25 protein-coding genes are annotated in these 25,187 nt (G+C 71.8%); 8 read left to right on the plus strand and 17 right to left on the minus strand.

The window, feature by feature from the left end; genetic code table 11:
• Nucleotides 1-56: 56 nt before the first annotated feature.
• Nucleotides 57-2,243: an ATP/GTP-binding protein gene (locus tag ACGFY9_RS01785; protein WP_393750911.1), complete on the minus strand. Its 2,187-nt coding sequence runs from the start codon at nt 2,241-2,243 to the stop codon at nt 57-59.
• 324 nt (nt 2,244-2,567) lie between these two features.
• On the opposite strand from ACGFY9_RS01785, the gene ACGFY9_RS01790 reads away from it, so the two are divergent.
• A complete protein-coding gene (locus ACGFY9_RS01790) occupies nt 2,568-3,779 on the plus strand; it encodes a serine hydrolase domain-containing protein (protein ID WP_393750913.1) in 1,212 nt (403 codons plus the stop codon).
• Nucleotides 3,780-3,856: 77 nt separating this feature from the next.
• Complete coding sequence (locus ACGFY9_RS01795; RefSeq protein ID WP_393750915.1) at nt 3,857-4,564, plus strand: alpha/beta fold hydrolase; 708 nt, start codon at nt 3,857-3,859, stop codon at nt 4,562-4,564.
• Here the strand turns inward: ACGFY9_RS01795 and ACGFY9_RS01800 are convergent.
• The 5 genes from ACGFY9_RS01800 to ACGFY9_RS01820 form a co-directional block, all read right to left on the minus strand.
• Complete coding sequence (locus ACGFY9_RS01800; RefSeq protein ID WP_393750917.1) at nt 4,531-5,454, minus strand: YihY/virulence factor BrkB family protein; 924 nt, start codon at nt 5,452-5,454, stop codon at nt 4,531-4,533. The two genes, ACGFY9_RS01795 and ACGFY9_RS01800, sit on opposite strands and share 34 nt — an antisense overlap.
• A complete protein-coding gene (locus tag ACGFY9_RS01805) occupies nt 5,444-6,031 on the minus strand; it encodes a hypothetical protein (protein WP_393750919.1) in 588 nt (195 codons plus the stop codon). The genes ACGFY9_RS01800 and ACGFY9_RS01805 overlap by 11 nt, the downstream gene beginning before the upstream one ends.
• Before the next feature lie 100 nt (nt 6,032-6,131).
• Nucleotides 6,132-7,124, minus strand: coding sequence for a DUF6286 domain-containing protein (locus tag ACGFY9_RS01810; protein WP_393750921.1), 993 nt, complete (start codon nt 7,122-7,124; stop codon nt 6,132-6,134).
• On the minus strand, nt 7,121-7,306 hold the full coding sequence (locus tag ACGFY9_RS01815) for a hypothetical protein (RefSeq protein ID WP_393750923.1): 186 nt from the start codon (nt 7,304-7,306) through the stop codon (nt 7,121-7,123). The genes ACGFY9_RS01810 and ACGFY9_RS01815 overlap by 4 nt, the downstream gene beginning before the upstream one ends.
• Before the next feature lie 63 nt (nt 7,307-7,369).
• The gene (locus tag ACGFY9_RS01820; RefSeq protein WP_393751759.1) at nt 7,370-7,828 is read right to left on the minus strand and encodes an Asp23/Gls24 family envelope stress response protein; all 459 of its coding nucleotides are present in this window, start codon (nt 7,826-7,828) and stop codon (nt 7,370-7,372) included.
• Between ACGFY9_RS01820 and ACGFY9_RS01825 the strand changes: the two genes are divergently transcribed.
• Nucleotides 7,785-7,976 (plus strand): hypothetical protein, encoded by a 192-nt coding sequence (locus ACGFY9_RS01825; protein ID WP_393751802.1) that lies wholly within the window; start codon nt 7,785-7,787, stop codon nt 7,974-7,976. The genes ACGFY9_RS01820 and ACGFY9_RS01825 overlap by 44 nt on opposite strands.
• A 109-nt stretch (nt 7,977-8,085) precedes the next feature.
• Here the strand turns inward: ACGFY9_RS01825 and ACGFY9_RS01830 are convergent, their stop codons facing one another.
• The 4 genes from ACGFY9_RS01830 to ACGFY9_RS01845 all read right to left on the minus strand — a co-directional run bounded on the left by ACGFY9_RS01830 (nt 8,086) and on the right by ACGFY9_RS01845 (nt 12,605).
• Nucleotides 8,086-9,225 (minus strand): lactonase family protein, encoded by a 1,140-nt coding sequence (locus ACGFY9_RS01830; RefSeq protein ID WP_393750925.1) that lies wholly within the window; start codon nt 9,223-9,225, stop codon nt 8,086-8,088.
• A gap of 151 nt (nt 9,226-9,376) precedes the next feature.
• Nucleotides 9,377-9,688 (minus strand): hypothetical protein, encoded by a 312-nt coding sequence (locus ACGFY9_RS01835; RefSeq protein ID WP_393750927.1) that lies wholly within the window; start codon nt 9,686-9,688, stop codon nt 9,377-9,379.
• Nucleotides 9,689-9,774: 86 nt separating this feature from the next.
• Entirely contained in the window at nt 9,775-11,472 is a 1,698-nt protein-coding gene (locus ACGFY9_RS01840) for a transglycosylase domain-containing protein (RefSeq protein WP_393750929.1), read from the minus strand.
• Complete coding sequence (locus tag ACGFY9_RS01845; protein WP_393750931.1) at nt 11,469-12,605, minus strand: sigma factor-like helix-turn-helix DNA-binding protein; 1,137 nt, start codon at nt 12,603-12,605, stop codon at nt 11,469-11,471. The genes ACGFY9_RS01840 and ACGFY9_RS01845 overlap by 4 nt, the downstream gene beginning before the upstream one ends.
• Before the next feature lie 157 nt (nt 12,606-12,762).
• Here ACGFY9_RS01845 and ACGFY9_RS01850 point away from each other — a divergent pair, with 157 nt between their 5' ends.
• Both ACGFY9_RS01850 and ACGFY9_RS01855 read left to right on the plus strand, forming a co-directional pair.
• Nucleotides 12,763-13,311 (plus strand): SigE family RNA polymerase sigma factor, encoded by a 549-nt coding sequence (locus tag ACGFY9_RS01850; protein ID WP_393750933.1) that lies wholly within the window; start codon nt 12,763-12,765, stop codon nt 13,309-13,311.
• A complete protein-coding gene (locus ACGFY9_RS01855; RefSeq protein WP_393750935.1) occupies nt 13,304-14,011 on the plus strand; it encodes a hypothetical protein in 708 nt (235 codons plus the stop codon). The genes ACGFY9_RS01850 and ACGFY9_RS01855 overlap by 8 nt, the downstream gene beginning before the upstream one ends.
• A 24-nt stretch (nt 14,012-14,035) precedes the next feature.
• Here the strand turns inward: ACGFY9_RS01855 and ACGFY9_RS01860 are convergent, their stop codons facing one another.
• The 5 genes from ACGFY9_RS01860 to ACGFY9_RS01880 all read right to left on the minus strand — a co-directional run bounded on the left by ACGFY9_RS01860 (nt 14,036) and on the right by ACGFY9_RS01880 (nt 18,372).
• The gene (locus ACGFY9_RS01860) at nt 14,036-14,611 is read right to left on the minus strand and encodes a hypothetical protein (protein ID WP_393750937.1); all 576 of its coding nucleotides are present in this window, start codon (nt 14,609-14,611) and stop codon (nt 14,036-14,038) included.
• A gap of 26 nt (nt 14,612-14,637) precedes the next feature.
• Complete coding sequence (locus ACGFY9_RS01865) at nt 14,638-16,092, minus strand: hypothetical protein (RefSeq protein ID WP_393750939.1); 1,455 nt, start codon at nt 16,090-16,092, stop codon at nt 14,638-14,640.
• On the minus strand, nt 16,089-16,898 hold the full coding sequence (locus ACGFY9_RS01870; RefSeq protein ID WP_393750941.1) for an ABC transporter ATP-binding protein: 810 nt from the start codon (nt 16,896-16,898) through the stop codon (nt 16,089-16,091). The genes ACGFY9_RS01865 and ACGFY9_RS01870 overlap by 4 nt, the downstream gene beginning before the upstream one ends.
• A gap of 74 nt (nt 16,899-16,972) precedes the next feature.
• Nucleotides 16,973-17,815 (minus strand): zf-HC2 domain-containing protein, encoded by an 843-nt coding sequence (locus ACGFY9_RS01875; protein ID WP_393750943.1) that lies wholly within the window; start codon nt 17,813-17,815, stop codon nt 16,973-16,975.
• Nucleotides 17,812-18,372 (minus strand): RNA polymerase sigma factor, encoded by a 561-nt coding sequence (locus ACGFY9_RS01880; RefSeq protein WP_393750945.1) that lies wholly within the window; start codon nt 18,370-18,372, stop codon nt 17,812-17,814. Before ACGFY9_RS01880 ends, ACGFY9_RS01875 begins: the two co-directional genes overlap by 4 nt.
• 283 nt (nt 18,373-18,655) lie before the next feature.
• On the opposite strand from ACGFY9_RS01880, the gene ACGFY9_RS01885 reads away from it, so the two are divergent.
• Nucleotides 18,656-19,027: an acetyl-CoA synthetase gene (locus tag ACGFY9_RS01885; RefSeq protein WP_393750947.1), complete on the plus strand. Its 372-nt coding sequence runs from the start codon at nt 18,656-18,658 to the stop codon at nt 19,025-19,027.
• A 37-nt stretch (nt 19,028-19,064) separates the two neighbouring features.
• On the opposite strand, the gene ACGFY9_RS01890 is transcribed toward ACGFY9_RS01885, so the two are convergent.
• A complete protein-coding gene (locus ACGFY9_RS01890) occupies nt 19,065-21,725 on the minus strand; it encodes a glycosyl hydrolase (RefSeq protein WP_393750948.1) in 2,661 nt (886 codons plus the stop codon).
• Between the two features lie 155 nt (nt 21,726-21,880).
• Nucleotides 21,881-23,089: an MFS transporter gene (locus ACGFY9_RS01895; RefSeq protein ID WP_393750950.1), complete on the minus strand. Its 1,209-nt coding sequence runs from the start codon at nt 23,087-23,089 to the stop codon at nt 21,881-21,883.
• A gap of 299 nt (nt 23,090-23,388) precedes the next feature.
• Here ACGFY9_RS01895 and ACGFY9_RS01900 point away from each other — a divergent pair, with 299 nt between their 5' ends.
• Entirely contained in the window at nt 23,389-24,156 is a 768-nt protein-coding gene (locus ACGFY9_RS01900) for an RNA polymerase sigma factor (protein WP_393751761.1), read from the plus strand.
• Nucleotides 24,153-25,118 carry a CU044_5270 family protein gene (locus ACGFY9_RS01905; RefSeq protein WP_393750952.1) on the plus strand — a complete coding sequence of 322 codons (966 nt, stop codon included), beginning with the start codon at nt 24,153-24,155 and terminating at the stop codon, nt 25,116-25,118. Before ACGFY9_RS01900 ends, ACGFY9_RS01905 begins: the two co-directional genes overlap by 4 nt.
• Nucleotides 25,119-25,187 lie beyond the last annotated feature (69 nt).

Genomic DNA, 25,187 nt, shown 5'->3' on the forward strand with positions numbered 1-25,187 from the left:
CCACCAAGTACCGGTCCAGCTCGCGGTGTTGGCGGTGACCGTGGAGTCGATCGCGGTCAGCGCGGACGCCGGAAGCCGGCCGGCACGACATGGACGCGCTGCTCGGTGTCGGTGTACGCGACGCCGCCGCCGAAGCGGTCCACGGTCCAGTCGGTGCCGATCCGGCCCTTGTCCTTGCCGATCTCGGTCCAGTCGGCCACCTTGTGGCTCGGCAGATCGGTGTAGGCGCCGCTCGACGGCAGTCCGCCGTGCAGGTCGAAGAGTGTCAGCCCGCCGGTCGACCCGGTGCCGGCGACATGCTGGACGAAGTAGCCGTCGCCGAGCAGGACCCCGCCCTGGGGAGCGGTCGACGTCTTCTTGGTCGTACGGTCGTAGACGCCCGCGCCCCGGGCGACGCCCCCGAAGTCCTCGCAGGTCCAGTACACCCAGCGGCCCACGGCCTGGAGGTCGGCCGGGGTGCAGCCGTTGCGGGTGGTGAAGGATTCCCCGGCGCTGCCGGACGGGAGCCCGGTGGCCGTGATCGTGCTCCCGGTGGCCGTCCCGCTCCACAGGGTGTCGCCCCACACGGCGGCGGCGACCCGGTCGCGCTTCTTGAGCACCTTCGGCGCCGTCCCGTCCACGGGGAACTCGGCGACGTACTGCTGACCGGAGGACGCCCCGTCGACGATCGCGTACCGCCCGGAGAGACCCTTCAGCTGCGGGGAGTCGTCGCCGGTGTCGAGAGTGGGGCCCCAGCCGGTGGCGCCGTTGGCGTACAGCATGGTCAGGCCGGACTCGGTGGAGTCCACGCGGCCGTGCCGACCGGTGCCGTCGGCCAGCAGCTCATTGCCGTCCCGGCCGTTGACCAGGGCGTCCACACTCGACGTGACCACGCCGGGGGTGGTGCCGGTGGCGAGCCAGGTGCTGCGGTACACGCCCTCGACCGTGGACGGCTCGTACAGCGTGCTGTTGCCGGCCGTGGTGAGGACGCCGCTGCCGAGCGCGAGTCCGTTCACCGTCGCGGGCATCGGCTCCACGGCGGTCACCCGGCTGCGGGTGACCGAGCCGTCGGCACCCTTGGCGATCCGGTACACGCCCCAGTCGAGGTCGCCCCGCTCGACGTACGTGTCGGCCCCCGCCACGAGGACGGAACCGTCCGGAGCCTGGACGATCTGGTGGGCGGCCGGGTCCATGACCTTGGCCATGGACGTGTCCGTGCCGTCGGAGCTCAGGGCCCACAGGGGCTGGCCGCGGTACAGGTTGTCGCCGGGCGACACCGGTTCCACGCCGAGCAGCTTGTCGCCCACGATCCCGTACGTGGCCTGGTAGCTGAGGGAGCCGGTGTCGAACGTGCGCGGTGCGGCGGACAGGTCGGCACGGTCGTACACGTCGGCCTTGCTGCGCCCGCTCCGCACCCGCACCACCGAGTCGGCGCCCAGCCGGAAGCCGCTCACCTCCCAGCCGTTGTCGGCGTCGACGCGGTCGGGCAGCGCGCCGAGGACGCCGGTGGAGAGGTCGACGAGGCCCCAGTGGCTGTAGCCGTCCCCGTCGGCGCCGGTGTCGTAGCGGAGGATGACGGATCGCGCGTCGCCGTCCTCGACCTGGACGTTGGCGGCGCTGTCGGGCAGCCCGGTGACGGCGGTCCGAGTGGCCTGGCCCCCGTCCTGGACGCGCCACAACTGATAGGCGTTCGGGTTGCCGTCGGCGGCGTCGGTGCTGGTGAGGACCGTGTCGCCGAAGGTGCCCTGGTAGGTGGAGCCGTCGGGAACCGGCACCACGCCGGTGTTGCCCGAGGTGCCCGCGCCCTTGAGGAGGGTGACCCGGGCGTCCGCCGCCGAGTAGAGGGCGACGGTGTCCGAACCGTCCCCGTAGTAACCGGTCTTGAAGGACGCGGCGTGGGTGAAGTAGCCGGTGTCGATGTCGTACGCGAGCGGGGCGTCGAGCCGTTGCTCCAGTGCGGTGGTGGTGCCGGAGGCGTAGTCCGTCCACAGGAGCCGGTCGTCGCCCTCCTGGGCCCAGAGGAAGCCGCTGGTCCCCGCGTCGAGGATCTGCGTGGCCCTGGGAACGGCACGGGGCGCGGCGTCCACCACGACCTCTCCGGCCACGGTGGCGAAGGCCGGGGACGGCAGGGCGGCGAGGGGGAGGCTGAGCGTCAGTGCCGCCGCCAGGACGGCCGCGACACGCGCCGGTGGCGGGACGAGGCGCGCCTGACCCGCCCCGAAAGAGGGTCTCTGTCTGTGCCGACGTCGGCAGAGTCGGGCCACGATTCCTCCAGAAGGCAAGAAGAAGGCATGGCGGACGTACGGCAACGCCCTGGCATTTTCCCCCGGCCCCCCGACGGCTCCCCCATGCGCGTAAGGGAAGCGAGCCTAACAGCATGGGCATGACCAAGCGGGGGACGAGGTTCAGACCGTCGGACGAGAGGCCGCGGGCCCGTCGTCGAACGTCTGTCGGGTCGGTCGGGTGGTGCGGCCGAACACCGGTCCGATCGAGTGGACTCGCAGGGGCGCGCACCGCAGGTGGGCCCCCCGCCCGACTCCGGATGGTGCCGTGGCAGCCCCACCCCCGATCCGGAAGAAGCGCCCCACATGCGACGTACTCCTCCCCGACGCCTCCTGGCAGCCGCGCTGCTGGCCGCGTCCGTACTGGCCGCCCCGGTGATGGCGACCTCCGCCAACGCCACCGCGGTGGTCCACCCCGCCCCGCACGACCGGGACCACTGCTCGTCCGACGGCCTCGGCCGGGGCGTCACCGCACGGCTCGACAAGGCCATCGCGGACGTCCGCAAGAAGGCCGCCATCCCCGGTGGAGCCGTCGGGCTGTGGATGCCCGGCAAGGGCTGCTACGTCCGTGCGACCGGCGTCGCCGACAAGGTCACCGGGCAGCCGATGAGCACGGACTTCTACTCGCGGATCGGCAGTGAGACCAAGACGTTCACGGTGACCGCGCTGCTCCAGCTCGTCGACGAGCGGCGGATCGGGCTGGACGACCCGATCTCGCGCTACGTCCACGGCGTGCCGAACGGCCGTCACATCACCCTGCGCCACCTGGCCGAGATGCGCAGCGGGCTGTTCCCGTACAGCGCCGACGCCGACTTCGCGCACGACCTGCTGAGCGACCCGAGCCGCACGTTCACCCCGCGCGAGCTGCTCGCGTACGGCTTCAAGCACCGCAACACCGCCGCGCCGGGCAAGGTGTTCGTCTACAACAACAGCAACCTGGTCCTGCTCGGCCTGGTGATCGAGAAGGTCACCGGCCACCACGTCGCCGACGTCATCGACCGACGGGTGCTGCGCCCGGCACACCTGGACCAGACGCTGTTCCCCGACGGCCCGAACGTCCGCGAGTTCCCCGAGCCGCACGCGCACGGCTACACCAACCAGACGCTGACCGGCGCGGTCGCCGACTCCACCGACTGGAACCCGAGTTGGGCCTGGTCGGCCGGCGCGATGATCTCGACCATGCACGACCTGCGCGGCTGGGCGAAGACCGTCGCCACCGGAGAACTGCTCAGCCCCGAGACCCAGAAGCAGCGGCTGAAGACGCTGCCGACCGGATTCCCCGGCCTCACCTACGGCCTCGGCATCTTCGAGACCGGCGGCTGGATCGGGCACAACGGTTCCATCCCGGGCTACGAGTCCGTGACCGTCTACCTCCCCGCCCTCAAGGCGACCCTGGTCGTGCTGATCAACACCGACATCACCACCGGGGGCCAGGAGCCGTCCACGCTGCTCGCCCGCGCGATCACCCAGATCGCCACCCCCGACCACGTCTACGACGGCTCGGCCCCCACGCGCTAGCAACGTCCCGCCCTGAACGACACTGAACCCCCGGGTCGACGACCCGGGGGTTCCGTACGAGTGGGCAGCGGGTGACTGTGGCGGCCGAACCAACCGAACAACACGTCTCATTGGTGCTACGGCGACGTCCGCCGCGCCCGAAGGCCGCCGTCCTGGTGCTGCACGGCGGCCAGGAGAAGAGTGAACGCCCCGCCCGGCCCTGGCAGTTGGCCGCGCTGCGCATGGGCCCTGTCGTACGCGCCGTGATCGCCGCGCTCCCCCACCAGGACATCCTGGTCGCCCAGGCCCGTTACCGCGTACGCGGCTGGAACGGCGATCGTGCCGACCCGGCACGCGACACCCTCCGCGCGCTGGACGTCCTCGCCGAACTCACCGGCCCTGTACCGACGTTGCTGCTCGGCCACTCCATGGGCGGCCGGGCCGCCCTGCGCGCCGCCGGTCACCCCCAGGTCCTCGGCGTGGTCGCCCTCGCCCCATGGTGGCCACCGGGCGAACCGGTCGAGCAGACGGCGGGCCGCCGCATCGTCGCCCTGCACGGCGAACGGGACCACGTCACCTCGCCCACCGAAACGGCCGACTGCGTACGCCGGGCCCGGGACGAGGGCGCGGCGGCGCGGGCCGGCATGGCGGTGATCGCCGGGGGCGACCACGGGATGCTGCGCCGTTACGGTGTCTGGCACGGGACGGCCTCGGCCCTCGTCGCCCACCTGCTCGACCCGGCCGCCGTCCCCGACCCGCTGCCCGAGGAGAGCTACGAGCCCGGAACCTCCCCGGTACTGCTCTGACCGACCTCGCGGGAGCCGGCGCCCTTGGAAAGCTCCGCCGCGAACTGCGCCCCGCTCAGCAGCGCCAGGTTCGACAGCCACAGCCACACCAGAAACACGACACTGCCCGAGAGGGACCCGTACAGCCTGCTGTAGGCGCCGAGTGTCGTGGCGTACGTGGAGAAGCCGGCGGAGACGATCAGCCACAACGCGGCGGCCAGCACTCCGCCGGGCAGGCTGTGACCGCGTCGGCGTGCCCCCGCCGGGCCCGTGTGGAAGACGACCACGACCAGGAGCGCGACCAGGCACAGCAGGACCGGCCAGCGCAGCAGGTCCCACGCCCAGGCGGCGGTCTCGTCCACGCCGGCCATCCGGCCGACGGCCTTCGCGAGCGGGCCGGTCAGCAGCAGGGTGAGTGAGCCGACGAGGAGCAGGCCGAGCAGGGCGAGCGCGGTGAGGATGATGCGGGGTGCCTTGCGCCAGGGTGAACGCCGGTCGTGGGTGCCGTGCATGCGGTGCAGGGCGCGGCGGAACACCGCCAGGTAACTCGTGGACGACCACAGCGCGCTGACGCCGCCCGCCACCAGCAGGGGCCATGCGGTGCGGTCCGTGCGGAGTACGTGGTTGAGGGCCGCGTGCAGTTCGGTGCCGGAGTCGGCGGGGGCGTACGCCGTGACGTGGGTGACGAACTCCTCGGCCGTCTCCGGGCTGATCATGCCGAACGCGATGACGGTGGCCAGCATCGCCGGCAGCACCGCGAGGATCGCGTAGTACGTGAGGGCCGCCGCGTAGTCCGAGATGTCGTCGTTCCACAGCGACACGGGTGTGCGGCGCAGCGCGGGCCACCAGGCCGCCGGCGGCCGGAACCCGGCGATCCGGCGGACCCGCCCGACGTACGACTCAGCGGACATGGGGCGCCCGGTGGTGCGAGGCGGCGCTCAGCCGGAGCCGGGTGTGGGTGGTGTACGGGGCCGCCGCGCCCTCGGCCTCCGCCGTCACCGTGCGCAGGGCTGGCAGTACGGCGTCCGGGGACGTGTCCGGGGCCAGCCACACCCGCAGTTCGACCTCCAGCCGCCGCCCGCGCCGGGGCAGTACCCGGGCATGCGTGCGTGCCACACCGGGGACGGCGGACGCCCGCGCCGCCACTGCCTCGCCCAGCGCCCGCGGACGTACCGTGCAGCCGGGGGAGGGCAACGCCGGCCGCCGCCCCGCACCCGAACTCCCTTGCCCGAGTGCCCAGTACGCGAAGACCAAGGTCAGCCCGATCGACCCGGCCGGCACGCTCGGCGTCCACCAGCCCTCACCCCGCACCTGCGCCGGCCACCCCGGCCCCAGCAGCACGGCACCCGTACCGGGGGACGCCCACCAGGACGGCAGTTGACGCGTGACGGTCCGGTCCGTGGCCGCGAGCCAGGAACCGGCGAGGAGGAGTCCAAGTCCGGTGACGCCGAGGGCGGTTCGGTTGACGGCCGTGTGGGTGGCGCGCATCACTGGTCAACTTCCTTGATGAGTGCGGCGGTTCAGGGGGTCGGGCGTGATGTGGTCGGAGGCGCCGTGCAGTTGGCGTGCATCAAGCAGTCGGAGCGCGTCAGGCAGTCGGGGTGCGTCGACCGTCAACTCCATTGGCTGCTACGACAGTTTCGGGCACGGGGGTCGGCGTGGGCGGCTGCCACACCGGTTCCGGGGTGACGGTGACCCGTATCCGCGGCTCGCGGCGCAGTCGGCAGGAGGTGACGGTGGCGCGGGCGGCCGCCGTCACCGCGGCGGACGCCTCGGCCCGGTCGCCGAAGGCGAGTGACGCCCGCACCGCGATCCTCCGGCGTCGTACCCGGACCCGTACCGCCCCGATGCCGGCCACGTCGCCCACCGCGTCGCGGACCAGGGACTCGACCGCCGAGCGGTCCACGGCGGCGTCGACGCGCTCGGCCTCCGTACGGACGGTGGACCGGTGCCGTAGACCCGGAGTGACGGCGAGCACGATCATCCAGACGCCGAGCAGGGCCGTCAGACCGCCCGCGATCACGACGGCCGGGTCCCCGGGCCCGTGCCCGGAGAGCCAGCGTCCCGCCGAGACGCGCCAGGCCGCCGCCGCATGGTGGGCCATGTGCACCTCGATCAGGTCGACGGCGAGCGCGCCGCAGCCGAGGGCGGCAGCCGAGGTCAGCAGCGCGACCGGGAAACGGCGGCCGGACCACCAGCGCGCGGCGGTTCTCAGCGGGCCGGTGACGGTCTCCCCGGCCGGAGATGCCGGAGTCGCCGCGGACACCGGAGGGGCGGAGTACCTGGGCGCCGCGAGCGACGTGACGTCGACGCGTGCGGCCGGTACCTCCAGTCCGGTCAGTGCCCGGGTACGGTCCACCACGTGCCGTTGGACGTCCTGAACGCCGTCGGCGAGCGGGGACGGACAGGGGAGCGTCACGCCGAGGGACACCTCCGCCTTCCGGCCCCGTACGGTCGCCGCCGCCCGGGCCGCGCGCCCGGGGAGCGCCTCGGTGGTCGCGCGTTCGGCGATCCTGCGGACCGCGCGCTCCGAGACGGTGGTGGTGCCTCGCTGTGCGGCGGGCGCCGCGGCAGTGGTCATCGACGGCTCCGTTCGAACGCATCCCGTACGTCCCGGACGCTGCCGCCGCGTTCGAACCAGCGGCCCAGTGCCCAGCCCGGGCCGCCGAGCGCGGCCACGAGCAGGAAGGCGCCGAAGCCGCCGAACCAGCCGGCGAACGCCAGGGCCATCCCCGCGATCATCCCGACGAACGGTGCGTTCATGCCCGTCCACCTCCACCTCTCCGCCGGATCCACCACTCCTGCCCGTGCCCCTGACCGGGCGTCCTACTCCACCCGGGCCTCGCCGGTGTGGACGGCCTCGTGCTCGTCGGGCAGGTGGACGTCGTCGACGGTGACGTTCACCTCGGCGACCTCAAGACCGGTGACGCGTTCGACCGCGGAGATGACGTTCTCCCGCACGTCCTGGGCGACGTCCATCACGGACACCCCGTACTCGACGACCAGGTCGAGATCGATGGCCGTCTGCCGCTCGCCCACCTCGACCTTCACACCGGGCCCCCCGTTCGGCCGGCCACCGGGTACGCGGTCGCGCACGGTGCCGATGCCGCGCGAGAGGCCGCCGCCCATGTCGTGGACGCCGGGGACCTCCCGGGCGGCGATACCGGCCACCTTCAGGCCGGGCCTGACGGGCCGGCTGCGGTCGGCTCTGTCGCGGGCGGCGCACTCGGGTGGAGTGCGCATGACCCGCCCGGACGGCGACGACGGCCCCTGGCACGTCGAGATCCACGTCGTCGCGCTACGGCGGGCCCGGACCGTGGACGTGGCACGCGTGGTCCGGGACACGGTCGAACGGCGCCTGGACGCACTGGAGTCGGCCCGGTCCCCGCAGTCGGCACCGAGGGTGACCGTGACGGTCACGGGGCTGGTCTGACGGGCGCCGGGGTGACGGCGAGGCGACGGCGAGGTCCGGGAACCCGGCGGCACGGAGCGGCCGTTGGACTCCCGGACTCCCGAACATGCTTACAGGTACCGGTAGTTGATCAGCCGGCGACTATGCCCTCGCCACCCACCGCCCCCGGCACCACGACCGAACCGATCGGGGTGAGCGAGCCGTTGGCGCCGACCCGGAACTCGTCCACGACCCCCTTCACGCCGGTCTGGACGTACAGGTACCGGCCGTCCGACGAGGCGGCCGCGTCGACCGTGCCGGCGTCGGTGGCCGTGTTGCCCAGCGCGGTCAACTCGCCCTGGGCGCCCGCCCGGTAGCCGGAGAGGGTGCCGCTGCCCGCGTTGGAGACATAGAGGTGATCGCCTGCCGTCACCGCCCAGCAGGTGGCGGTCTGGCCCGTCGGGACGGTCCCCTCGGCGGTCAGTCCGCCGTCGCGGCCGACCGTGAAGGTGCCCACCGAGTTCGTTCCGGCCTCCGTCACCCGGATCCGCCCGGCGGAGTCGAAGGCGAACCCGAACGGCACGGCGCCGGGGGTCGAGGTCACCACGGGTTGGGCGGACGGTCCGCTGTGCACGCCGACCGGGAAGACGTCGATGCTCTGCCCCGAGGCCTTGGTGGTGACGACGAGCTTCGAACCGTCCGGGGTGAAGGAGATCTGCCCGACGGCCGAAGTCGCCTTGTCCAGACCGAGGTTACGGTGCCAGGACGAGACCTTCACCAGCCGTTCGCCGGTCCGCACGAAGCCCTGTACGGAACCGCCGCCGAGCGTGTTGGCGACGTAGACCCGGTCGCCGTGGAACGTGACGCTGACCGGGAAACTCCCGCCGCTGGAGATCTCCTGGACCCGCCGCAGGTGCGTGCCGTGCACGGCGAAGACGGTCACGGTGTCACTGCCCGCGTTCACGGCGTAGAGCAGCTGGTTGTGCCGGTCGTAGGCGAGCGACCCCTGCGAGGCGAGGTGGTCCGCGACGGTACCGGCCAGCATGCCGCCCTTGCCGCCGGTGGAGTAGACGCCCTTCTGGGCGAGGGTGCCGTCGGCGGCACGTGCGTAGGCCACGACGGTGTTCGCGGTCGTGTCGTCGCTCTGCACGAACACGGTTGAGCTGCCACGCAGTTGAGCACGGGAGCCGGGGGCGTGGTGCGCGTCGGCGGCGACGGCCGCGGGCGCGGCGAAGAGAGCGGCTGCGGCGAGGGCGGCGCAGGTGGCGATGGCGCGGGTGGCGAGGGTCATGCGTGCGTACTCCTCTTGCGGAAAAGGGGAATGGGGGGCCGGCGGGCTTCTCGCGCTCGTCGCCGGACGATTCGCAACGCTAGACCGAGATCAGGGGGACGAAACGGCTATAAGGCGCACTCTGGGTCGACGTCCCGGGTTCGTAAGAAGCTCAGTGGACACCGAACCGCCGTGCCTGCCGGGTGGCGCTCTCGGCACCCGCGCGGCTGTCCTTGCCGAAGAGGAAGCTCAGGACGACGGCGACGGTGAAGGCGCCGGCCAGCCGCAACGCCCACGCGGCGGCCGAACCGTCCTCGATGACCGATGCGAAGACGGCCTGGCGCATCAGGACGCCACTCAACGGAAACGACCCCGCGCAGCTCAACCCGTAGACCCACAGCGGCGGTTCATTGAAGGCGATGAGGACCGAGGCCGAGACGACGACGATCACACTGAGTACGACGGTGAGCGAAGCGATGTCCATGCCCGTAAGCATTCCGTCGGCCTACCACCGATTCGTCGACGCAACGGAGGAACAGGGTCTCTATCCAAGGGTAGAGAAGCTCCTGCCTATCCCGCCCCCGCCGTGGCCAGTCGCCAGATCTGTGCCGCCGTTTCCGCCGCGGACTCGGTCGGTGGTGGGTTGTTCGGGAGTTGGGCGGGGACGGTCGTGTTCTTCTTCTTGCCGGGGCGGTCGGCGAAGAGGGCGATTGTCAGGGTGAGTTGGGGGTCCTGGGTGGTGGACCAGATGGTTCGGCGGGTTGTTCCGCCGCCTGCTCCGGCGGTGAAGGAGGTCTGGGGGGTCTGAGGGGTCTGGGGGGTCTTCTGGGCGGTGGGGCGCGACGGGATCGCTGCCTCGGACGTCTTGGACATGTACGCGTTCACCATGAACACGCCCTGCTCGTCCAGCATGCGCCGTGTGTCGGGGTGCGCGGTGTACACCTGTCGGCCGTCCCGGGTGATCTTCGTGATCGTGTACGGGGCCGCGTACACGCCGTTCGCCGCCACGGTCGCGTAGGCCGAGGCCAGTTTCAGTGGGGTGGGGGCGGGGGTCTTCTGGAGGCCGGTCAGGGGGGTGGTGAGGGGGACCTTGCCGAAGGGGTCCAGGGCCGTTCCCGCTTCTACGGCGCCGCCCACCGCGTCGTTGAACGGCTGCCGGGCGTAGTCCGAGCCCCCGTACAGGAGCCGTACCGCTCCGTCGCCGGGTTTGATCGCCACGACCGCCGTGTGCAGCGTGGTGCCCTTGCCGTCCTTGTCACCCTTGCCGCCTTTCAGGTTCTTCACCGCCTCGGTCGTGGCGTCCTGGAGGGCCAGGTCGAACGTGGTGTGCACGGTGTAGCCGCCGCGGGCCAACTGGTCCTCGGTGATGCCGAGCCGGTCGGCGGCCTCCTGCGCCGCCACGTCGATCATGTACTGCCGTTGCCCCTCGGTCGTGCCCGGCGGGTAGAAGCGGAAGGCCGGGAAGGTGGCGTCGGCGCGTTGCTTCGCGGTGATGGCGCCGCTTGTCGCCATCGCGTCGAGGACCCATGACCAGCGTGCCTTGAGCGTCGCGGTCACCTTCGGATCGGAGCCCGCCTTCTCGTAGTACGACGGGATGTTGACGATCGACGCCAGCGCGGCGCCCTGGGAGACGGTCAGGTTCCGGGTGTCCACGCCGAAGTAGTTGCGCGCGGCCGCCTGGATGCCGGCCGAACCCCGGCCGAAGTAGACCGTGTTGAGATAGCCCGCCAGGATGTCGTCCTTGGATCGGGTGCGGTCGAGTTTGATCGCGATCAGGGCCTCGTGCGCCTTGCGGGACAGGGACTGTTCCGGGCTCAGCAGGGCGTTCTTCACGTACTGCTGGGTGATGGTGGAACCGCCCTGTCGTTCGCCGCCGGTCAGGGAGGCCAGTACCGCGCGGGCGATGGCTCGCGGCGAGACGCCGTCATCCGTGCGGAATGAGCGGTTCTCGGCCGCGATCACCGCGTCCTGGACGGATCGCGGGACCTGTGACAGGGGTACCTCCTGGCGGTCTACTGGGCCGCGTCGGCCCAGGTAGGAGCCCTTGTCGTCCACGAAAACCGTGCTTTGGGTGACTGTTTCCGGGTGCGGCTCGGGGATGTCCGTCAGGCGGTACGCGACGACCGCGGCCGTGCAGACTGCCGCGATCAGCAGGACGAAGGTGATGAGCAGTCGGCGGAGCAGGCGGCCCCGGGTGCGGCGGAGGCGCAGGCGGAGCGGGATGCGCCGCAGGTGGGCACGGGCGCGGGCGTGGATGCGGCGCTTCACTCGGCCGCCCCGCCCCGCGCGACGGCCTTGCCGGCCGCGTCGTACACCGTGACGGCCGGGCCGCCGTCGACGGAGCTCGACTTCAACTCCTCCGGTGACAGGGGTGTGCGCGCGTACCAGACGCCCCAGCCGGGGCTGCCCGCGAGCGTGAGGACCGTACCGGTGATCCTGTGGTCTTCGACGGTGACTTCGACGCGTGCCGGGTCGGCGGACAAGCCTCGGTACAGGCCCGACAGGAAGTACGAAGTGCTGTTCAGCGGGTCGGGCTGTACGGAGACGGCTGGTTTCCCGCTATCGACGCTGACCTTCTTGCCGCTCCCGTACGTGTCCTTGTCCTGGTACTTGTCCCGGTACTTGTTCCTGTAGGTGTCATCGGCATCGGCGTCGGTCAGGCCTTGGAACTGGTTGGGTACTTCCGGCGTCGACCAGTGTTTGCCGTCGGTGGTCAGCCAGACCTGTACGCCCGGTACGGCGTCCACCCGTTCGCCGGGTGCGACGATCCGTACCGGGCTCTGCGCCACGTCGGCCGCCCCGCCGCCCGACCCGCCCGTGGAGCCGCCGCTCATGAACCGGTCCGCGCCGGACACGACCCCCGGCACGAGCAACACCCCGCAGGCGGCAGCCACTACGCCGCTACGGCGCCGTCGTAGCGCCCGGCCGTGCTGTTCGACGGCATCGAGCTGAACGTCCAACGGGACAAGGCCGGCAGCGGCCTCGGCGAACAGCCGCCGGAGTCGCTCGGCATCACCCCCGCAGACCGCCAGCCCCCGCCGAGCCCGGCTCCTGACCGCACCGGAAGACCAGCCGAGCAACTGGGCGATCTCCGCCTCGCGCAGGCCCTCCCAGTGCAGCAACACGAGCACGGCCCGTTGGGCCTTGGCGCGGCGTGCCCGCCCCCGGGCCCCGCGCAGACACTCCTTGACCAGGAACCGTCGTACATAGAAGTCTGCGTCGTGCCGAGGTATCCGGCGCCACCGCGCGCACACCCGCACCAGGGTTCTCCGCGCCAACTCGGTCGCCTCCCGGGGGTCGTCCGGGCCGCCCGGGGTGCCGGAGAGCAGGTGGGCGGTGGTGACCAGTTCGGGCAGGCGCGCGCGTGCGTACGCGGCGAAGTCATCGGGGGAGTGCGGCACTTCGGGGTCCTCCGGTACGGCTGTGGGGGAAGTGGATCCAGGGGCGCGTGTTTTTCGTCTTTCCTGTGGGGCGTGTGGTGAGGACGCGGCCATCGGGACCTGTACGCACGGCGAGGGCGGTCAGGTTGCACGGGAATTCCAAGACTCCGGTGAGGTCATGACCGAGGACGAGTTCGACGCTTTCTACGCGGCCGCGTTTCCCCGTCTGACCGGCCAGCTCTCGGCGTTCACCGGAGACCGGGAGGAGGCGCAGGACGTGGTCCAGGAGGCGTTCGTACGGGCCTGGGACCGGCGCGGGGACTTCCTCGCGGACGAGGCACCCGAGGCGTGGATCCGTACGGTCGCCATGCGGCTGGCGGTGAGCCGCTGGCGCCGGGCGCGGCGCTGGCTGGAGCTGGTGCGCCGTACTCCACCGCCCGGGGCGGTGCCGGGACCCGACCCTGATCACACGGCACTTGTCGCCGCGCTGCGCCAACTGCCCAAGGCCCAGCGGATGGTGATCGTCCTGCACCATCTGTGTGACGTGAGCGTCGAGCAGATAGCCTCCGACACGGGTGCGCCCGTGGGCACGGTCAAGGCCAGGTTGTACCGGGGACGAGCGGCGCTCGCGAGGCATCTGACGGTTGACGAGGCCGGCGGGGCCGATGAGGCGGGCAAGACCGGCAAGGCGGACGCGCCGGTTCGGAAGGAGAGCGGACGTGTCTGACGAACTCTCCAAAGACGAAGTCTCCGCCGCCGAACTCTCCACCGCTCTGCGTGAGCTGGCGGCACAGCATGAGACCTTCCCGGTTCTCCCCGGCGCCGATGTCCGCGGTCGTGCCGTGCGCCGGGGGCGCCGCCGTAGGGCGGGCGTGCTGGGCGCGGGCGCGGTGGCCTTCGCCCTCGTCGCCTTCGCGCTGACCGTGGGTTTCACGCACTCCGCGGGGGAGGGGAACGAGCGTCAACTCCCGGCCGCCACACATGCCGACCCCGTCCCGTCACCCCGCGTCACCTCCGCCGGGGTGGCAACTCCCGTACCGCGCGCGCCCGCCCTGGGCTCGGTCGTCCTCGGCAAGCGCGTCCTGATCGTCGGGAGCCGGGTCATGCCGATCACCTCCGGCCTCCCCGACAGCCGCAAGCTGACAGGGCCGTTGACCGTCTACAAGAAGCACGAGACGAAGGTCGTGACCGTCACCGACCTGGCCGGTGGCGCCGCCTACACCACGGCGATCTCGCTCGCGGTCGAACTGCGCGACGCCGACGACCAACCGGTCTACGTCGGCATCGCGTTCTCCTCCAAAGAGAAGAGCACCGGCAAGCAGGACACCGGCGCCGGCTGGATCGGCCTGGACGCGGCCGACGCCAAGTGGTTCTACGAGGACGCGAAGATCGGGAGCGTCCTTTCGGTCACGCGCGCCATGTCCTGAACGCCGTCCCGGACCGCCGACCGCTTACCGCCTCGGTCCCGCGAGGGCATAGGCCGCGGTGCCGACGCCCAGGAGAAGCAGGGCAGTCCAGGTAGCCACTGCCGTGCCGGCCGGCAGCAGCATCCAGGTCGCCACCCGCATCGCCGTACTCGTGGCGGCCGGGGCGAAGAACGTGAACGACAGCCAGGCGAACGGCAGTGTCCAGGCATACCGCCCGCCCGAGAGCGCCGCGCCCAGCGCGGCAAGCCCGGTCAGCCCCGCGCTGTCCCGGACGACGAACTCGGTGGCGGCCATGGGCGTGCCCATCACCCGCACACTCAGCAGCACCGCCGCGACCACCGCCCCGGCCAGCAGCACGTGCGCCGCTCTACGCGGCACCCAGCGGATCGCCGCCGTCCGGTCCAGCGCGAGGTCCTGCCCGCTGAACCCGATGGACGCGGCCATCACCCCCGTGGCGAGGGCGAGTACGGGCAGCCGTGGATCACCGGTCCCTTGGGAGCTGTCCCCGGCGAGTGCCCTCATCGCGACCGCGCCGATCACCAACGCGGCGAGGAACGCGGGCACTTGACGCGAACGCGTGTACAGCGTCAGCCATCTCACCGGGACGTACCTCACCGGCACGTACCTCACCGGGACGCCCGCCCCGCCACCACGTCGAACGGGTCCCCCTTGCAAGCCAGCGCGGCGCCCCGCATCGCGTCGATCCGCGAGACCTGCTCAGCCCGCGGAAGCGCCGTGAGCTTCTTCCACACCGGGCGGGCCTTGGCGTCGACCTCGGCGCGCATTCCCACCGTTGGGCCAGGCAGCGGCTTCAACTCCCCGAGGACCCACCCGACCGCGACAGCCTGCGCGTACTGGTCTCCCCCGAACCCGCTCCACCCCACCGGAGTACACCCCGGCACCAGGCCTTTGGCGAGCAGGGCCCAGGTCAGTTGCCGCTCACCCCGCGCCGCCGCGACGAGGTCGTCGTCGAAGTCGAACAGCACAGTCGTACGCGACCACTTCGGAGTCGAACCCTCCGCCTGCACGGCGGTGTTCTCCCGCACCGAGACCGGCGCCCGTCCGCCCAACGCACCGCGCAGCAGCCGTAGCGCCTCCTCGCCGGGACCGGCCAGGTCGCCGAGCCGGTCCTGATGCGTCCTCGTCACGCACACCGGCCCCTCGCACACCGACTCCGCGGCGGTCTTGTCGACGACGTACATCCGGCTCGGGTCGGACGGGAGGACGAGCAGGGCGAGGACCGCGCCCGCGAGGACGGGGGTGAGGGCGATCAGCCGGGCGCGGCGGGTCGTGGCGACGAGGAGCGCGAAGCCGGTCGTGGCCATGCCGAGGACCCAGATCGTCTGCCCGATGTGGACGGAGGCGGAGAGCGTGACGAGGGCGCTGCGGACCTCGTCGACCTCGGGTGACAGGAGGGAGAGGCGGTTCGGTTCCGTGGTCGTGAACCCGTTCGCCGGGTCGATCGTCGCCGTCCGGCCGAGCGACATGTGCATGAGGGCGGTGAACGCGAACGCGCTCATGGCCAGGAGCGGTGGGGTGAGCGCGGACGGCAGGGCCCGCCCGGCGCCCATGCCGAGCAGAGCCCCGGCCACGAGGAACAGCGCCCCCACGAGGGAGATCGGTAGCCAACCGGCGTGTGTGTAGTCGGTGTTGGTGAGTACCTGGACCCCGCCGACGAGGACGAGGAGTGCGTAGGCCGAGGTGAGCGTGATCGCCGTCGCGCCCGCCGGTACGGCCGCGCGGTGCCGGGCGGGACGCGGAGTGCTCGTCAGCAGCTCGACCATCCTCGAACGGTGGTCGCGCAGCCCCTGCAACGCCCCGAACCCCACGGCGAGCGGCCACAGATAGAACAGCAGGCTCCGGGTCCACAGGGCCAGGGACGTCCACTGGGCCGTCCACGCCGTGGTGCCGTTCCACCAGCTGCCGTTCACCAGATACAGGAACGCCAGCGCGCTCGTCAGGATCACGCCGCCGGCCCAGGGGGCGACGGAACGCCTCAACTCGATACGCAGGACACGGAAGTTGACGTCGGCGTACGGGACGCGGGGGTTCAAGTCGGTCGGCGGGGTACGGCCGTTCACCAGGAGCCCCTCGCCCGCTCGGGCTCCGACAGCAGCGCCGAGTAGCCCCGCTCCAACGGGCTGTCGCCCACATGCTCGGGTCCACCCGCCGCGGCCAGCTCATCCGGGGTGCCCTGGAAGACCAGCCGCCCCTCGGCGAAGAGCACGACATCACCGCAGGCGGCGGCGACATCCTCGACCAGATGGGTCGACACGACCACACAGGTGTCCGTGCCCAACTCCTGCAGCAGTTCACGGAATCGCAGCCTCTGCGCCGGGTCCAGCCCGGCCGTGGGTTCGTCGAGCAGCAGGATCGCCGGGTCGTTGACGATGGCCTGCGCGATCCCGACCCTGCGCACCATGCCACCGGACAGCGCCTTCATCCGCTCCTCGGCCCGGTCGGCCAACCCCACCCGTTCCACGGCGCGTTGGACCGCCCCCGGGATGTCCGCCTTGGGCACCTCCTTCAACCAGGCCATGTACTCGACGAATTCACGCACGGTGAACCGCTTGTAGTACCCGAACTCCTGGGGCAGGTAGCCGATCCGGCGCCGCAGCGCCCGATGCTCACCCGTCCCGCCCGCGGACTCCCCGAGCAGCTCCAACGTCCCCTCGGCGGGCCGCAGTACGGTGGCCAACGCCCGGATGAGGGTGGTCTTCCCGGCCCCGTTGGGCCCGAGCAGCCCGTGCACACCGGTACCCAACGACAGGTCGAGCCCGTCGACGGCCATCCGCTTCCGGCCGACCCTGACCTTCAACCCGGTGGCCCGGATCTCCCAGGCGTAGGGCGTCGGCGCGAGGTCGGCCGCGCTCACTGCGAGCATCATGTGACGGTCCTTTCCAACGGGTTCCCCCATGGCTTCTCTCATCGATCCGATCTCTCGATTCGATCTCTCGCCGGTCACCGATGGGCTCCCAGCACGGAGTACGCGCCCCGGCGGACGATCACGACCCCGACGCCGACCGCGAGAACCAGCCCCCACACGGCCAGCCCCCCCGCCTGCAATGCGAAGGTCGCACGGCTGGCGACCACGGTCGGGGCGACAACCACGCCGGCCCATACGGCCACCACCGCGACGGCGGCACGGGTCACCCCGACGACACCGCCGAGCGCCAGGGTCGTAGAGGTGAAGGCCAGACAGGGCAGCAGCCACTGCGCGGCCGTCACCCCCGGCACCCCCGTGGCCCAACCGCCCACCAGCAGCGCGGGAACGACGACGGCAAGCACGGAAGCCGTTCGCCGCAAGACCAGTTGGAGCCCGGCCCGGGGCACGGAAGCCGTCAACTCGTAGGCCGGGTCGAGCCCTTGCGACCAGGAAGCCGCGACGCCGAGCACGGGCAGAACCGGCGCGAGCAACAACACCAGCGACACACGGCCGGAGCCGTCCCCGAACCCGTAACCGCCGCCGACCAGGTCGAGCAGCAGCGCGAGCAGAGTGACACTCACGACCATCCCCACCCACGGCACCATCACCGGCGTCAGCCAACTCGACACCCGCACCGGCCGATACCGCCGCCGCGACACGGGCACGGCCAGCCGAGGCTCAAGCCCGTCCCGCACACTTCCGACGAGCGCCGCCACCCCCGGCACATCCGCGGCGACGACCGCCGCGAGCCGATCCCGGCAGACCCGGCACGTCTCCAAATGGGCTTCCACGGCCCACACTTCATCGGCGGTGAGGTCGTCGCCGCCACCGCGCGCGTAGCAGCCGATGATCCGAGCCGACGCATGTTCCACGCTCATGTCAACGCCCTCCGCATCGCGATCCGGGCCCGGCGCGCACGGGTCTTGACCGTGCCCTCGGGCAGCCCGAGCAGGACAGAGGTCTCCCGGACGGACAGCCCGTCGAGCACCAAGGCCTGCAGTACTTGCCGGAGTTCCGGCGCGAGGGTCCGCAGCGCGTCCCCGACATCCCCGCCGACGGTCGCCGCGAGCACCTCCTCCTCGGCGCCGGGCGCGGCGTCGACGGAAGCGGCGGCCGGTGGCGGCTCGGCGTGATGGGCCCGGCGCCGGAAGGCGTCGACGAGCCGCCGCGCCGCGATCGTCCACAGCCACCCGACGGCCGTCCCGCCCACCGAGGCCCCCGCGAACGCCCCTGCCGCCCGCCACACCGCCAGATACGTCTCCTGCATCACCTCGGCGACGATCTGCTCGTCGGCGCAGCGCCGACGCAGCCTTACGGCCATCCACGGCGCGGTACGCCGGTACAGCTCGTCGAACGCCGCACGGTCCCCCCTGGCCACCAGCCGCACGAGCCGTTCCTCGTCCAGCTCGCCGAGTGCCTTCCTCGCTGCTCTCACACCGGCTAGACGCCGGACACGGCCCGCAGGTTTTCCGTCTGACGTGAGCCCCGTCACATCACATGGCGAAGGTTCGCCAGGGCATGCTGGTGGTCCGACGCGCGGGCCGGGAGGTGACGGGATGCGGTGGTGGGCCGGGGGACGGCTGGTAGCCGTGGTGGTGGTCCTGGCGGGGTGTCACGCGTCGGAAGGCGGTGGGCCGGTGGGAGGGGCGTCGGAGAGCAGCGGCTCGGCGAGGCCGTCGGCAGTGCCGTCCGCCGGCCCGACCCGGGGAAGCCCGTCGGTGTCGGCCACGGGTTCCTCCGCTTCGCCGGCGAGCTGTGCCGCCGGGCACACGGAGGTCACCGCCGGCCCTGGCGACGCGGTCGTACGGCGGCTCTGCGTGCGGCCCGGGACCGTGGTGTCGCTCGTCCTGCGGCCTCGCACGGACGACAAGCGGTGGACGGCCGTGCGGAGTTCAGCGCCGGTTCTCGTCCTCGCGTCCGGGTGGCGGGTGGACGCGGACGGCACGGCCCACGCCTCGCTGCGGTGTGCGGGGACGAAGGGCGGTACGGCGGACGTCATCGCGTCCGCGAAGGCGCCGGACGTGGCGGGTGCGGCGAAGGCCGCCTTCACCCTGCATCTGAGCGTGGTGCCGTTCACGACGCAGGGGTGACCCCGGCACCCGGGATCACCCCTGCAACCTTGCTACGTCACTTACAGTCGCTCACCTTGATGGTGTAGATGCCGCGGCCGTGGGTGGCCGCGTACAGCGTTTTGCCGTCCGGGCTCAGCTTCAGCTGGAGCACGGCGACGGCCGGGAGGCTTCCGACGCGCTCCCAGGTCGTACGGCCCGGTGCGCGGTAGACGACGCCGAGGTCGGTGGCGACGGCGAGGCCGCCGTTCGGTGTGACGACCGCGGAGTTGGTCGGCACGTCGGGGAGGTTCTTCGAGATGTCCTTCCAGGTGGTGCCGCCGTCGGTGGACTCGAAGACGTGGCCCACACCGGCGCCGGGGCCCTCGGTCCAGTGCCGGGAGAAGCCGTTGACCGCGAGGTAGACGTGGTCGGCGTTCTTGGGGTCGACGGCGAAGCCGGCGAGGTAGCGGTTGGGTACGGTGCCGTCCGCGCCGGTGGCCGGGAGGGTGATGTCGTGCCAGCCGGTGCCGTCCGCGTTGCCGACGGAGATGCCGCGGGCGAAGCCCTGGTTGTTGCAGGGGCCGCACCAGGCCGCGTAGACCTTGCCGCCCGAGGCCGCGACGGCGGTCGCGGTACGCCCGGCGCCGAGGTCGTAGACGCTGGTCCACTCGTCGCCGCTGCGGATGGCGTAGCCGTGGGTCTGGACCCAGATGTGCCGGCCGCCCGCGACCCAGGTCGAGCTGTTCTTCATGTCCGCTGTGATCGGGGCGATGAAGCGGGCCTCACCGGTGGCGTTGTCGGCGGGGGCCACGTTGTACGACGTGATCTTGCTGGGGTCAGTGATCCAACTGCCGTCGTTGATCGCGCAGTTCTGGGTCACCTGGATGGCGAGGTAGACGTACTCCTCTGCCATGTTGCAGCCGTTGGCCGGGTCCGTGAGGGTGTCGCCGCCGTCGCCGCCGAAGTTGGACCCCATCACGGTGTCGTTGCTGCGCAGGATGGACTGGCCGTTGTCCTGGAGGCCCCCGGTGACGGAGACGCCTCCGTACGTCAGGTCCTTGCCGACGCCGACCGAGTAGTACTGGAGGGTGTCGATGGTGCCGTCGTTGAGCGAGGACCAGTCGGTGGCGTGACCGGAGGCGTCCTGGGAGCCGTTGAGCGGGCGCTTGTAGACGCCGCCGTCGTTGCCGACGTAGACGAAGCTCTTGCCGTGGTAGCTGCCGATCGCTACGCCGTGCTGGTCGGAGTGGGTGGTCGGGCTGCAGTCGCCCGTCTGCTTGGTCGGGTCGATGCTCCAGCAGGGGAAGCCGAAGTTCCAGTACGGGCCGACGGTCGACCAGTTGGTGCCGCCGTCCTTCGTCTCGTAGACCTCCTCCAGGCCCGCGTAGACGTGCTCCGCGTTCGCCGGGTCGACGGTCAGGAACTGGTTGTACCAGGCCTGTACGCCCGGCATGTAGCCGCTGGAGGTGAGCGCCGAGCCGTCGGCGGCCAGACCCTTGTAGTCGGCGATCTTCGTCCAAGGGCCGGTCGGGGAGCCGGACTTGGAGACGTAGATGCCCTCCAGACCGCTGTCCGGGTTGGTGTTGAGCTGCTCCGGGGACTGGTCGATGGCGTAGTAGCGCGAGCCGTCGGCGGAGCGGGCGAAGGTGACGTTGCCGACGTTGTCCGCGTCGGTCGGCAGGTCGCCGAAGCCGGTGCTGATCCGGGTCCAGGTGCCGCTGGAGTCCTTGGTGTAGAAGCCGTTGTAGTCGTCACCGCTGCGCCAGCCGACCGCGAGGACCACCTCGGAGGGGTTCTTCGGGTCGATCGCGATGTCGTTGGCGATGTTCTTGTACGCGGCCGAGGCGTCGTTCGCGAGTGAACCGCCCGGCAGATAGGCGGGGTTGGGCGCGAACTCCAGCTTCCAGGCGCCCTTGAGGGTCTTGGTGGAGTGGCTCCACACACCCTCGCTGGTCGCCGCCCACACCTTGCCGCCGCCGAAGCGCAGCTCGTGGATGGTGGTGGACTCCAGCTCGTCGCCGCCGACCCGGCTGCGGGAGGAGAACGTGCCGTGACGGGGGTTCGACAGGACGTAGACGCCGCTGCCGAGGTAGGCGTCCGCGTTGGTCGTCGCCTCGCCGGTGCCCAGCCACAGCCGTCCGGCGCCGTCCAGCGCGAGCGCGCCGGTGGACTGGGCCGGCAGCTTGTCGCTGATGGGCTGCCAGTGACCGCCTCCGGTGTGCGAGCGCCACACTCCGCCGCCCGCGCTGCCCGCGTACACGTACCCGTCGTCGTCGGCGGCCATCGCGGCCATCCGGCCGGTCACATTGCCCGAGCCGCCACTGGAGTTGGAGTCGTAGTCGCGGTAGCGCGGGTCGTCGGAGTTGTACGGGAGGTCGGTGATGTTGCGCCAACTGCCGCCGGTGCTGGGCAGGTCGGCCAGACTCGTCCAGGCGGCTCCGTACGCGCCCGGTGCGACGATGCCGGGTGAGGTGCGGGCCTCGGCATACTGGTCGGCGCCCTCGGCTATCTCGTCGGCCTCGTTGCCGTCGTCACCGCCGTCGTCGTCGGCCTTGGCTTTGGGGCTGACCGCACCCACCGACTGGTCTCGTTCGGCGGTGAGTTGAGCGAGCGCGCGGACCCCGAAGGGGGTGCCGCCCGAGCCGGGCGCGGCGCCGGCGGGTATCGCCACGAGTGCGGCGGATGCGGTGATGGCGCAGATCGTGAACCAACGTCTCTTGCGGGTCGGTTGTGACACCAGGGCCTCCCGGGCGGGCGCGGATACAGCCGTTGGAGACGACCCGACCACCCGCGGCGGGAGGAGTCCGGCATTTGGACAGTCCTTGACCAGAACCTGTCACTAGACATGGCCGGAAGCCGACCCGTTCACCGCGCCTTCATCGGGGCTCCGGGTCAGAGTGCCGCGGTCCGCGCGCGGGCGATGACCGGCAGCACACCGGCGAGGACCAGCGCGATGCCGCCCGAGACCAGCAGCGGAAGGCGGCCGTCGGCGCCCCAGGCGAGTCCGGCCCACACACCCGCGAGCAGTACGGCGGCGCCGGTCGCGCCCTGGAAGAGTCCCTGCGCGGTGCCCTGCTGGCCGTCGGGGACGAGCGTGGAGATCCAGGCCTTGCCGACGCCGTCGGTACAGGCCGCGAAACCGCCGTAGAGCGGCAGCACCACGAACACCGCCCAGGGGCTGTGGATCAGGCCGAGGCCCAGATAACCGATCGCGAAGAAGAGCAGGCCGGTGGCGAAGACCAGCGGGCGCGGCAGCCGGTCGGACAGCGCTCCGGCGGGGTAGGACAGGGCGGCGTAGACGAGGTTGTAGACCGCGTACGCGCCCACCACCCCGGCCGTCGAGAGGCCCAGGTCGTGGGCGCGCAACAGCAGGAGCGCGTCGGGGAAGTTGACCAGGTTGAAGGCGAGCAGCACCCCGAGAACCCGCCAGTACGGGCGCGGCAGGGACCGCCAGGGTGTGCGGGCGGGCCGCGTCGAGGAGCTGCCCTTTTTTCCGGCTCGGGGGTCGCGGACGGCGGCGACCAGCGCGACCGACGCGACGGCCGGGATCACGGCGACCCAGAACAGGGGGCGCAGCCGGTGGTCGAGCGCCTCGTACAGGACCAGCCCCACGAGCGGGCCGACCACCGCGCCGGCGGTGTCGGCGGCCCGGTGCAGCCCGAACACCCTGCCGCGCTGCCCCTTCGGTACGCCCTCGACGAGCAGGGCGTCGCGAGGCGCCCCGCGCATGCCCTTGCCGAGCCGGTCGGTGACCCGGGCGAGGAGCACCAGCGGCCAGACGGTCGCCAGCGCGATCAGCAGCTTGCCCACCGCGGCCAGGCCGTAGCCGACGCCGATCAGGGGACGACGGTCGAACCGGTCCGCGAGCCGCCCGGCGGCCACCTTGGTGATCGACGCCGCACCCTCGGCAAGTCCCTCGATCGCACCCACGACGGCGGGCGGGGCGCCCAGCACCACGGTCAGGAAGATCGGCAGGATCGGGTAGAGGAGTTCGCTGGCCGCGTCCTGGAGAAAGGACACCCCGCACAGCACCTCGACGTTGCGGGTCAGCCACGCGGGGCGGCGTCCGGCCGGTCGCGGGGTGCTGCTGGGCTCGGTCACGGGTACAGGATCTCCAGGAAACGGGCGGGCGCCGTGGCGGCGCCGGCCGGGACGGGGGTTGTCGCGGGTTCCTGAGATTGCCGTACCGGGCCGCTGTACGGCCTCCTGGGCACGGGTGAGGGGCATCACATGGGAGTTCTCTGAGCTTCATCCGGGGTTCGAGCCTCTGGCCGCGTTACGGTGACGCGGCGTAAGCGGGCAACCGGCGGGCCCGCGCGGTGGCAGTCTCGGTCCGGGACGGTGGGCTTGGTGTGATCGTCGCCACAGAGACGACAAGTGCCGAGCGGACAGGGCTGGTTGTGGAACTTTCCCTGCGTGACCGGATACGCGCCGGCGATCCGGAAGCCTTCGCCGAACTGTTCGGCGCGCATGCCCGGGCCGTCTACGGTCATGCCGCCCGGCTGTCGGGGGACCGGAGCACCGCGGAGGACGTGGTGTCCCTGACCTTCCTGGAAGCCTGGCGGCTCAGGGAGAAGCTGAGACCCGAAGCCGCGGCCCCGGACGAAGACGCCCGAGACGCCGACGTGCCCGAAGGCGACGGACTGCGCCCCTGGCTGTACGGCATCGCCACCAACGTCCTGCGCAACACGCGCCGCGCCGCCCGCCGGCACAGCGCCGCGCTCGCCCGGCTCCCCTCCCGCCCGGCGGACCGTGACACCCTGCCCGACTTCGCCGACGACGTCGTCGGGCGCATGGAGAGAGCCGAGCGGCTCGCTGCCGCGCACACCGCGCTCGGCCGGCTGCGCAGGGCCGAGCGGGAGGTGTTCGCGCTGTGCGTCTGGTCGGGGCTGAGCTACGCGGCGGCGGGCGAGGCCCTCGGCGTGCCGGCGAGCACCGTACGGTCGCGGCTCGCCCGGGCGAGACAGCGGCTGCGGACGTTGTCGGAGGCGGAGTTGGCCCGGCCTGCGTCCGCCGGGCGGCCGGCCGGGTGGCCGGGGGAGCCGAGTGCCGCCGCGACACCGGATGTTCCACCTCAGCGGAAAAAACCGGGACTCGGCCCGCGCACCGGACAGGTACCGGGTGGCCGTCCCGAAACGGCCCGGTCGACTCAGGAGAAGCACCGATGAACCCCGAAGAGCGCGAGGAACTGGCCAGGCTGCTGCCGAGCCCGGGTGAGCCGGTCCTGACGAGCGACTGCCACGACCTGCTGAAGGACCATCTGATGAGAGAACTCACGGAGTTCAGAGACTTCACCGAGCCGGCCGCCCCGGAACTCCCGGACAGCGCGACGGCACCCCGCCGGCGAGCGCGTGCCCCTCGCCGCCGGTTCGCCGTCATCGTCGTACCCCTCGCCACGGCGGCGGCGGTCGTCGCCGCGGTCCTCGCCGGCGCCGACGGGTCCAGGCCCGCCACGACCGATACGGACGCGGTCGGCCTCCTGAATCACATCGCCGAGGTCGCCGCCGCGAAGAAGTCCGTGCCCGTCAGGGACGACCAGTACGTCTATGTCCGTACTCAGGGCTCCATGAAGTTCTCGGACAAGGACATCCGGGTCCTGCGCGAGGCGAGCTGGACCGCCGTCGACGGCAGGCGCGCGGGACTGCGCCGGGTCACCGTGCTGGTGGGTCCGCCGTTCCGGCCCCGGGACCCGTTCTCCTCGTACTCCAAGGGCACGCACGACATGAAGCTGAGCCCCGACCCGAACGTCGCCACGTTCCGTGAGCTTCAGGCGCTGCCCACCGAACCCAACGCACTGCTGGAGAAGATCTACGCCGACACGAAGGGGGAGGGGCAGACCCAGGAGAGCGAGGCGTTGGAGAAGATCGGCGAGCTGCTCCCCGACGCCACGCTCCTGCCCGAACTGAACGCCGCGCTCTATCGTGCGGCCGCGAAGATCCCGGGCGTCTCGGTCGTCTCCGACGCCAAGGACTACGCCGGCCGCTCGGGCATCGGCCTGAGTTTCAAGGAGCTCGACGGCCGCACGGTCTGGGTCTTCGACAAGAAGTCCTACGACTTCCTGGGCTCCGCCGACGAGGCGCTGCTGGACGTCGGGGTCGCGGACAAGGCGGGCGAGACGCCGGCCGCATGACTCCCTGTTCCTGGAGAGCCGTTCCGTCCCTCGGCTACCTTGCGCCTCGTCGTAGTCTCGCGGGAAGGG

The sequence above is a fragment of the Streptomyces sp. NPDC048504 genome, from assembly GCF_043200035.1.
Lineage (GTDB): Bacteria > Actinomycetota > Actinomycetes > Streptomycetales > Streptomycetaceae > Streptomyces.

What these genes read in the sequence shown, in the direction of transcription:
- ACGFY9_RS01815 (WP_393750923.1), bottom strand. Translation starts at nt 7,306, where the DNA reads ATGAACGCACCGTTCGTCGGGATGATCGCGGGGATGGCCCTGGCGTTC.
- ACGFY9_RS01790 (WP_393750913.1), top strand. Translation starts at nt 2,568, where the DNA reads ATGCGACGTACTCCTCCCCGACGCCTCCTGGCAGCCGCGCTGCTGGCC.
- ACGFY9_RS01830 (WP_393750925.1), bottom strand. Translation starts at nt 9,225, where the DNA reads ATGACCCTCGCCACCCGCGCCATCGCCACCTGCGCCGCCCTCGCCGCA.
- ACGFY9_RS01875 (WP_393750943.1), bottom strand. Translation starts at nt 17,815, where the DNA reads ATGAGCGTGGAACATGCGTCGGCTCGGATCATCGGCTGCTACGCGCGC.
- ACGFY9_RS01870 (WP_393750941.1), bottom strand. Translation starts at nt 16,898, where the DNA reads ATGATGCTCGCAGTGAGCGCGGCCGACCTCGCGCCGACGCCCTACGCC.
- ACGFY9_RS01835 (WP_393750927.1), bottom strand. Translation starts at nt 9,688, where the DNA reads ATGGACATCGCTTCGCTCACCGTCGTACTCAGTGTGATCGTCGTCGTC.
- ACGFY9_RS01805 (WP_393750919.1), bottom strand. Translation starts at nt 6,031, where the DNA reads ATGCGCGCCACCCACACGGCCGTCAACCGAACCGCCCTCGGCGTCACC.
- ACGFY9_RS01850 (WP_393750933.1), top strand. Translation starts at nt 12,763, where the DNA reads ATGACCGAGGACGAGTTCGACGCTTTCTACGCGGCCGCGTTTCCCCGT.
- ACGFY9_RS01825 (WP_393751802.1), top strand. Translation starts at nt 7,785, where the DNA reads ATGACCCGCCCGGACGGCGACGACGGCCCCTGGCACGTCGAGATCCAC.
- ACGFY9_RS01810 (WP_393750921.1), bottom strand. Translation starts at nt 7,124, where the DNA reads ATGACCACTGCCGCGGCGCCCGCCGCACAGCGAGGCACCACCACCGTC.
- ACGFY9_RS01905 (WP_393750952.1), top strand. Translation starts at nt 24,153, where the DNA reads ATGAACCCCGAAGAGCGCGAGGAACTGGCCAGGCTGCTGCCGAGCCCG.
- ACGFY9_RS01800 (WP_393750917.1), bottom strand. Translation starts at nt 5,454, where the DNA reads ATGTCCGCTGAGTCGTACGTCGGGCGGGTCCGCCGGATCGCCGGGTTC.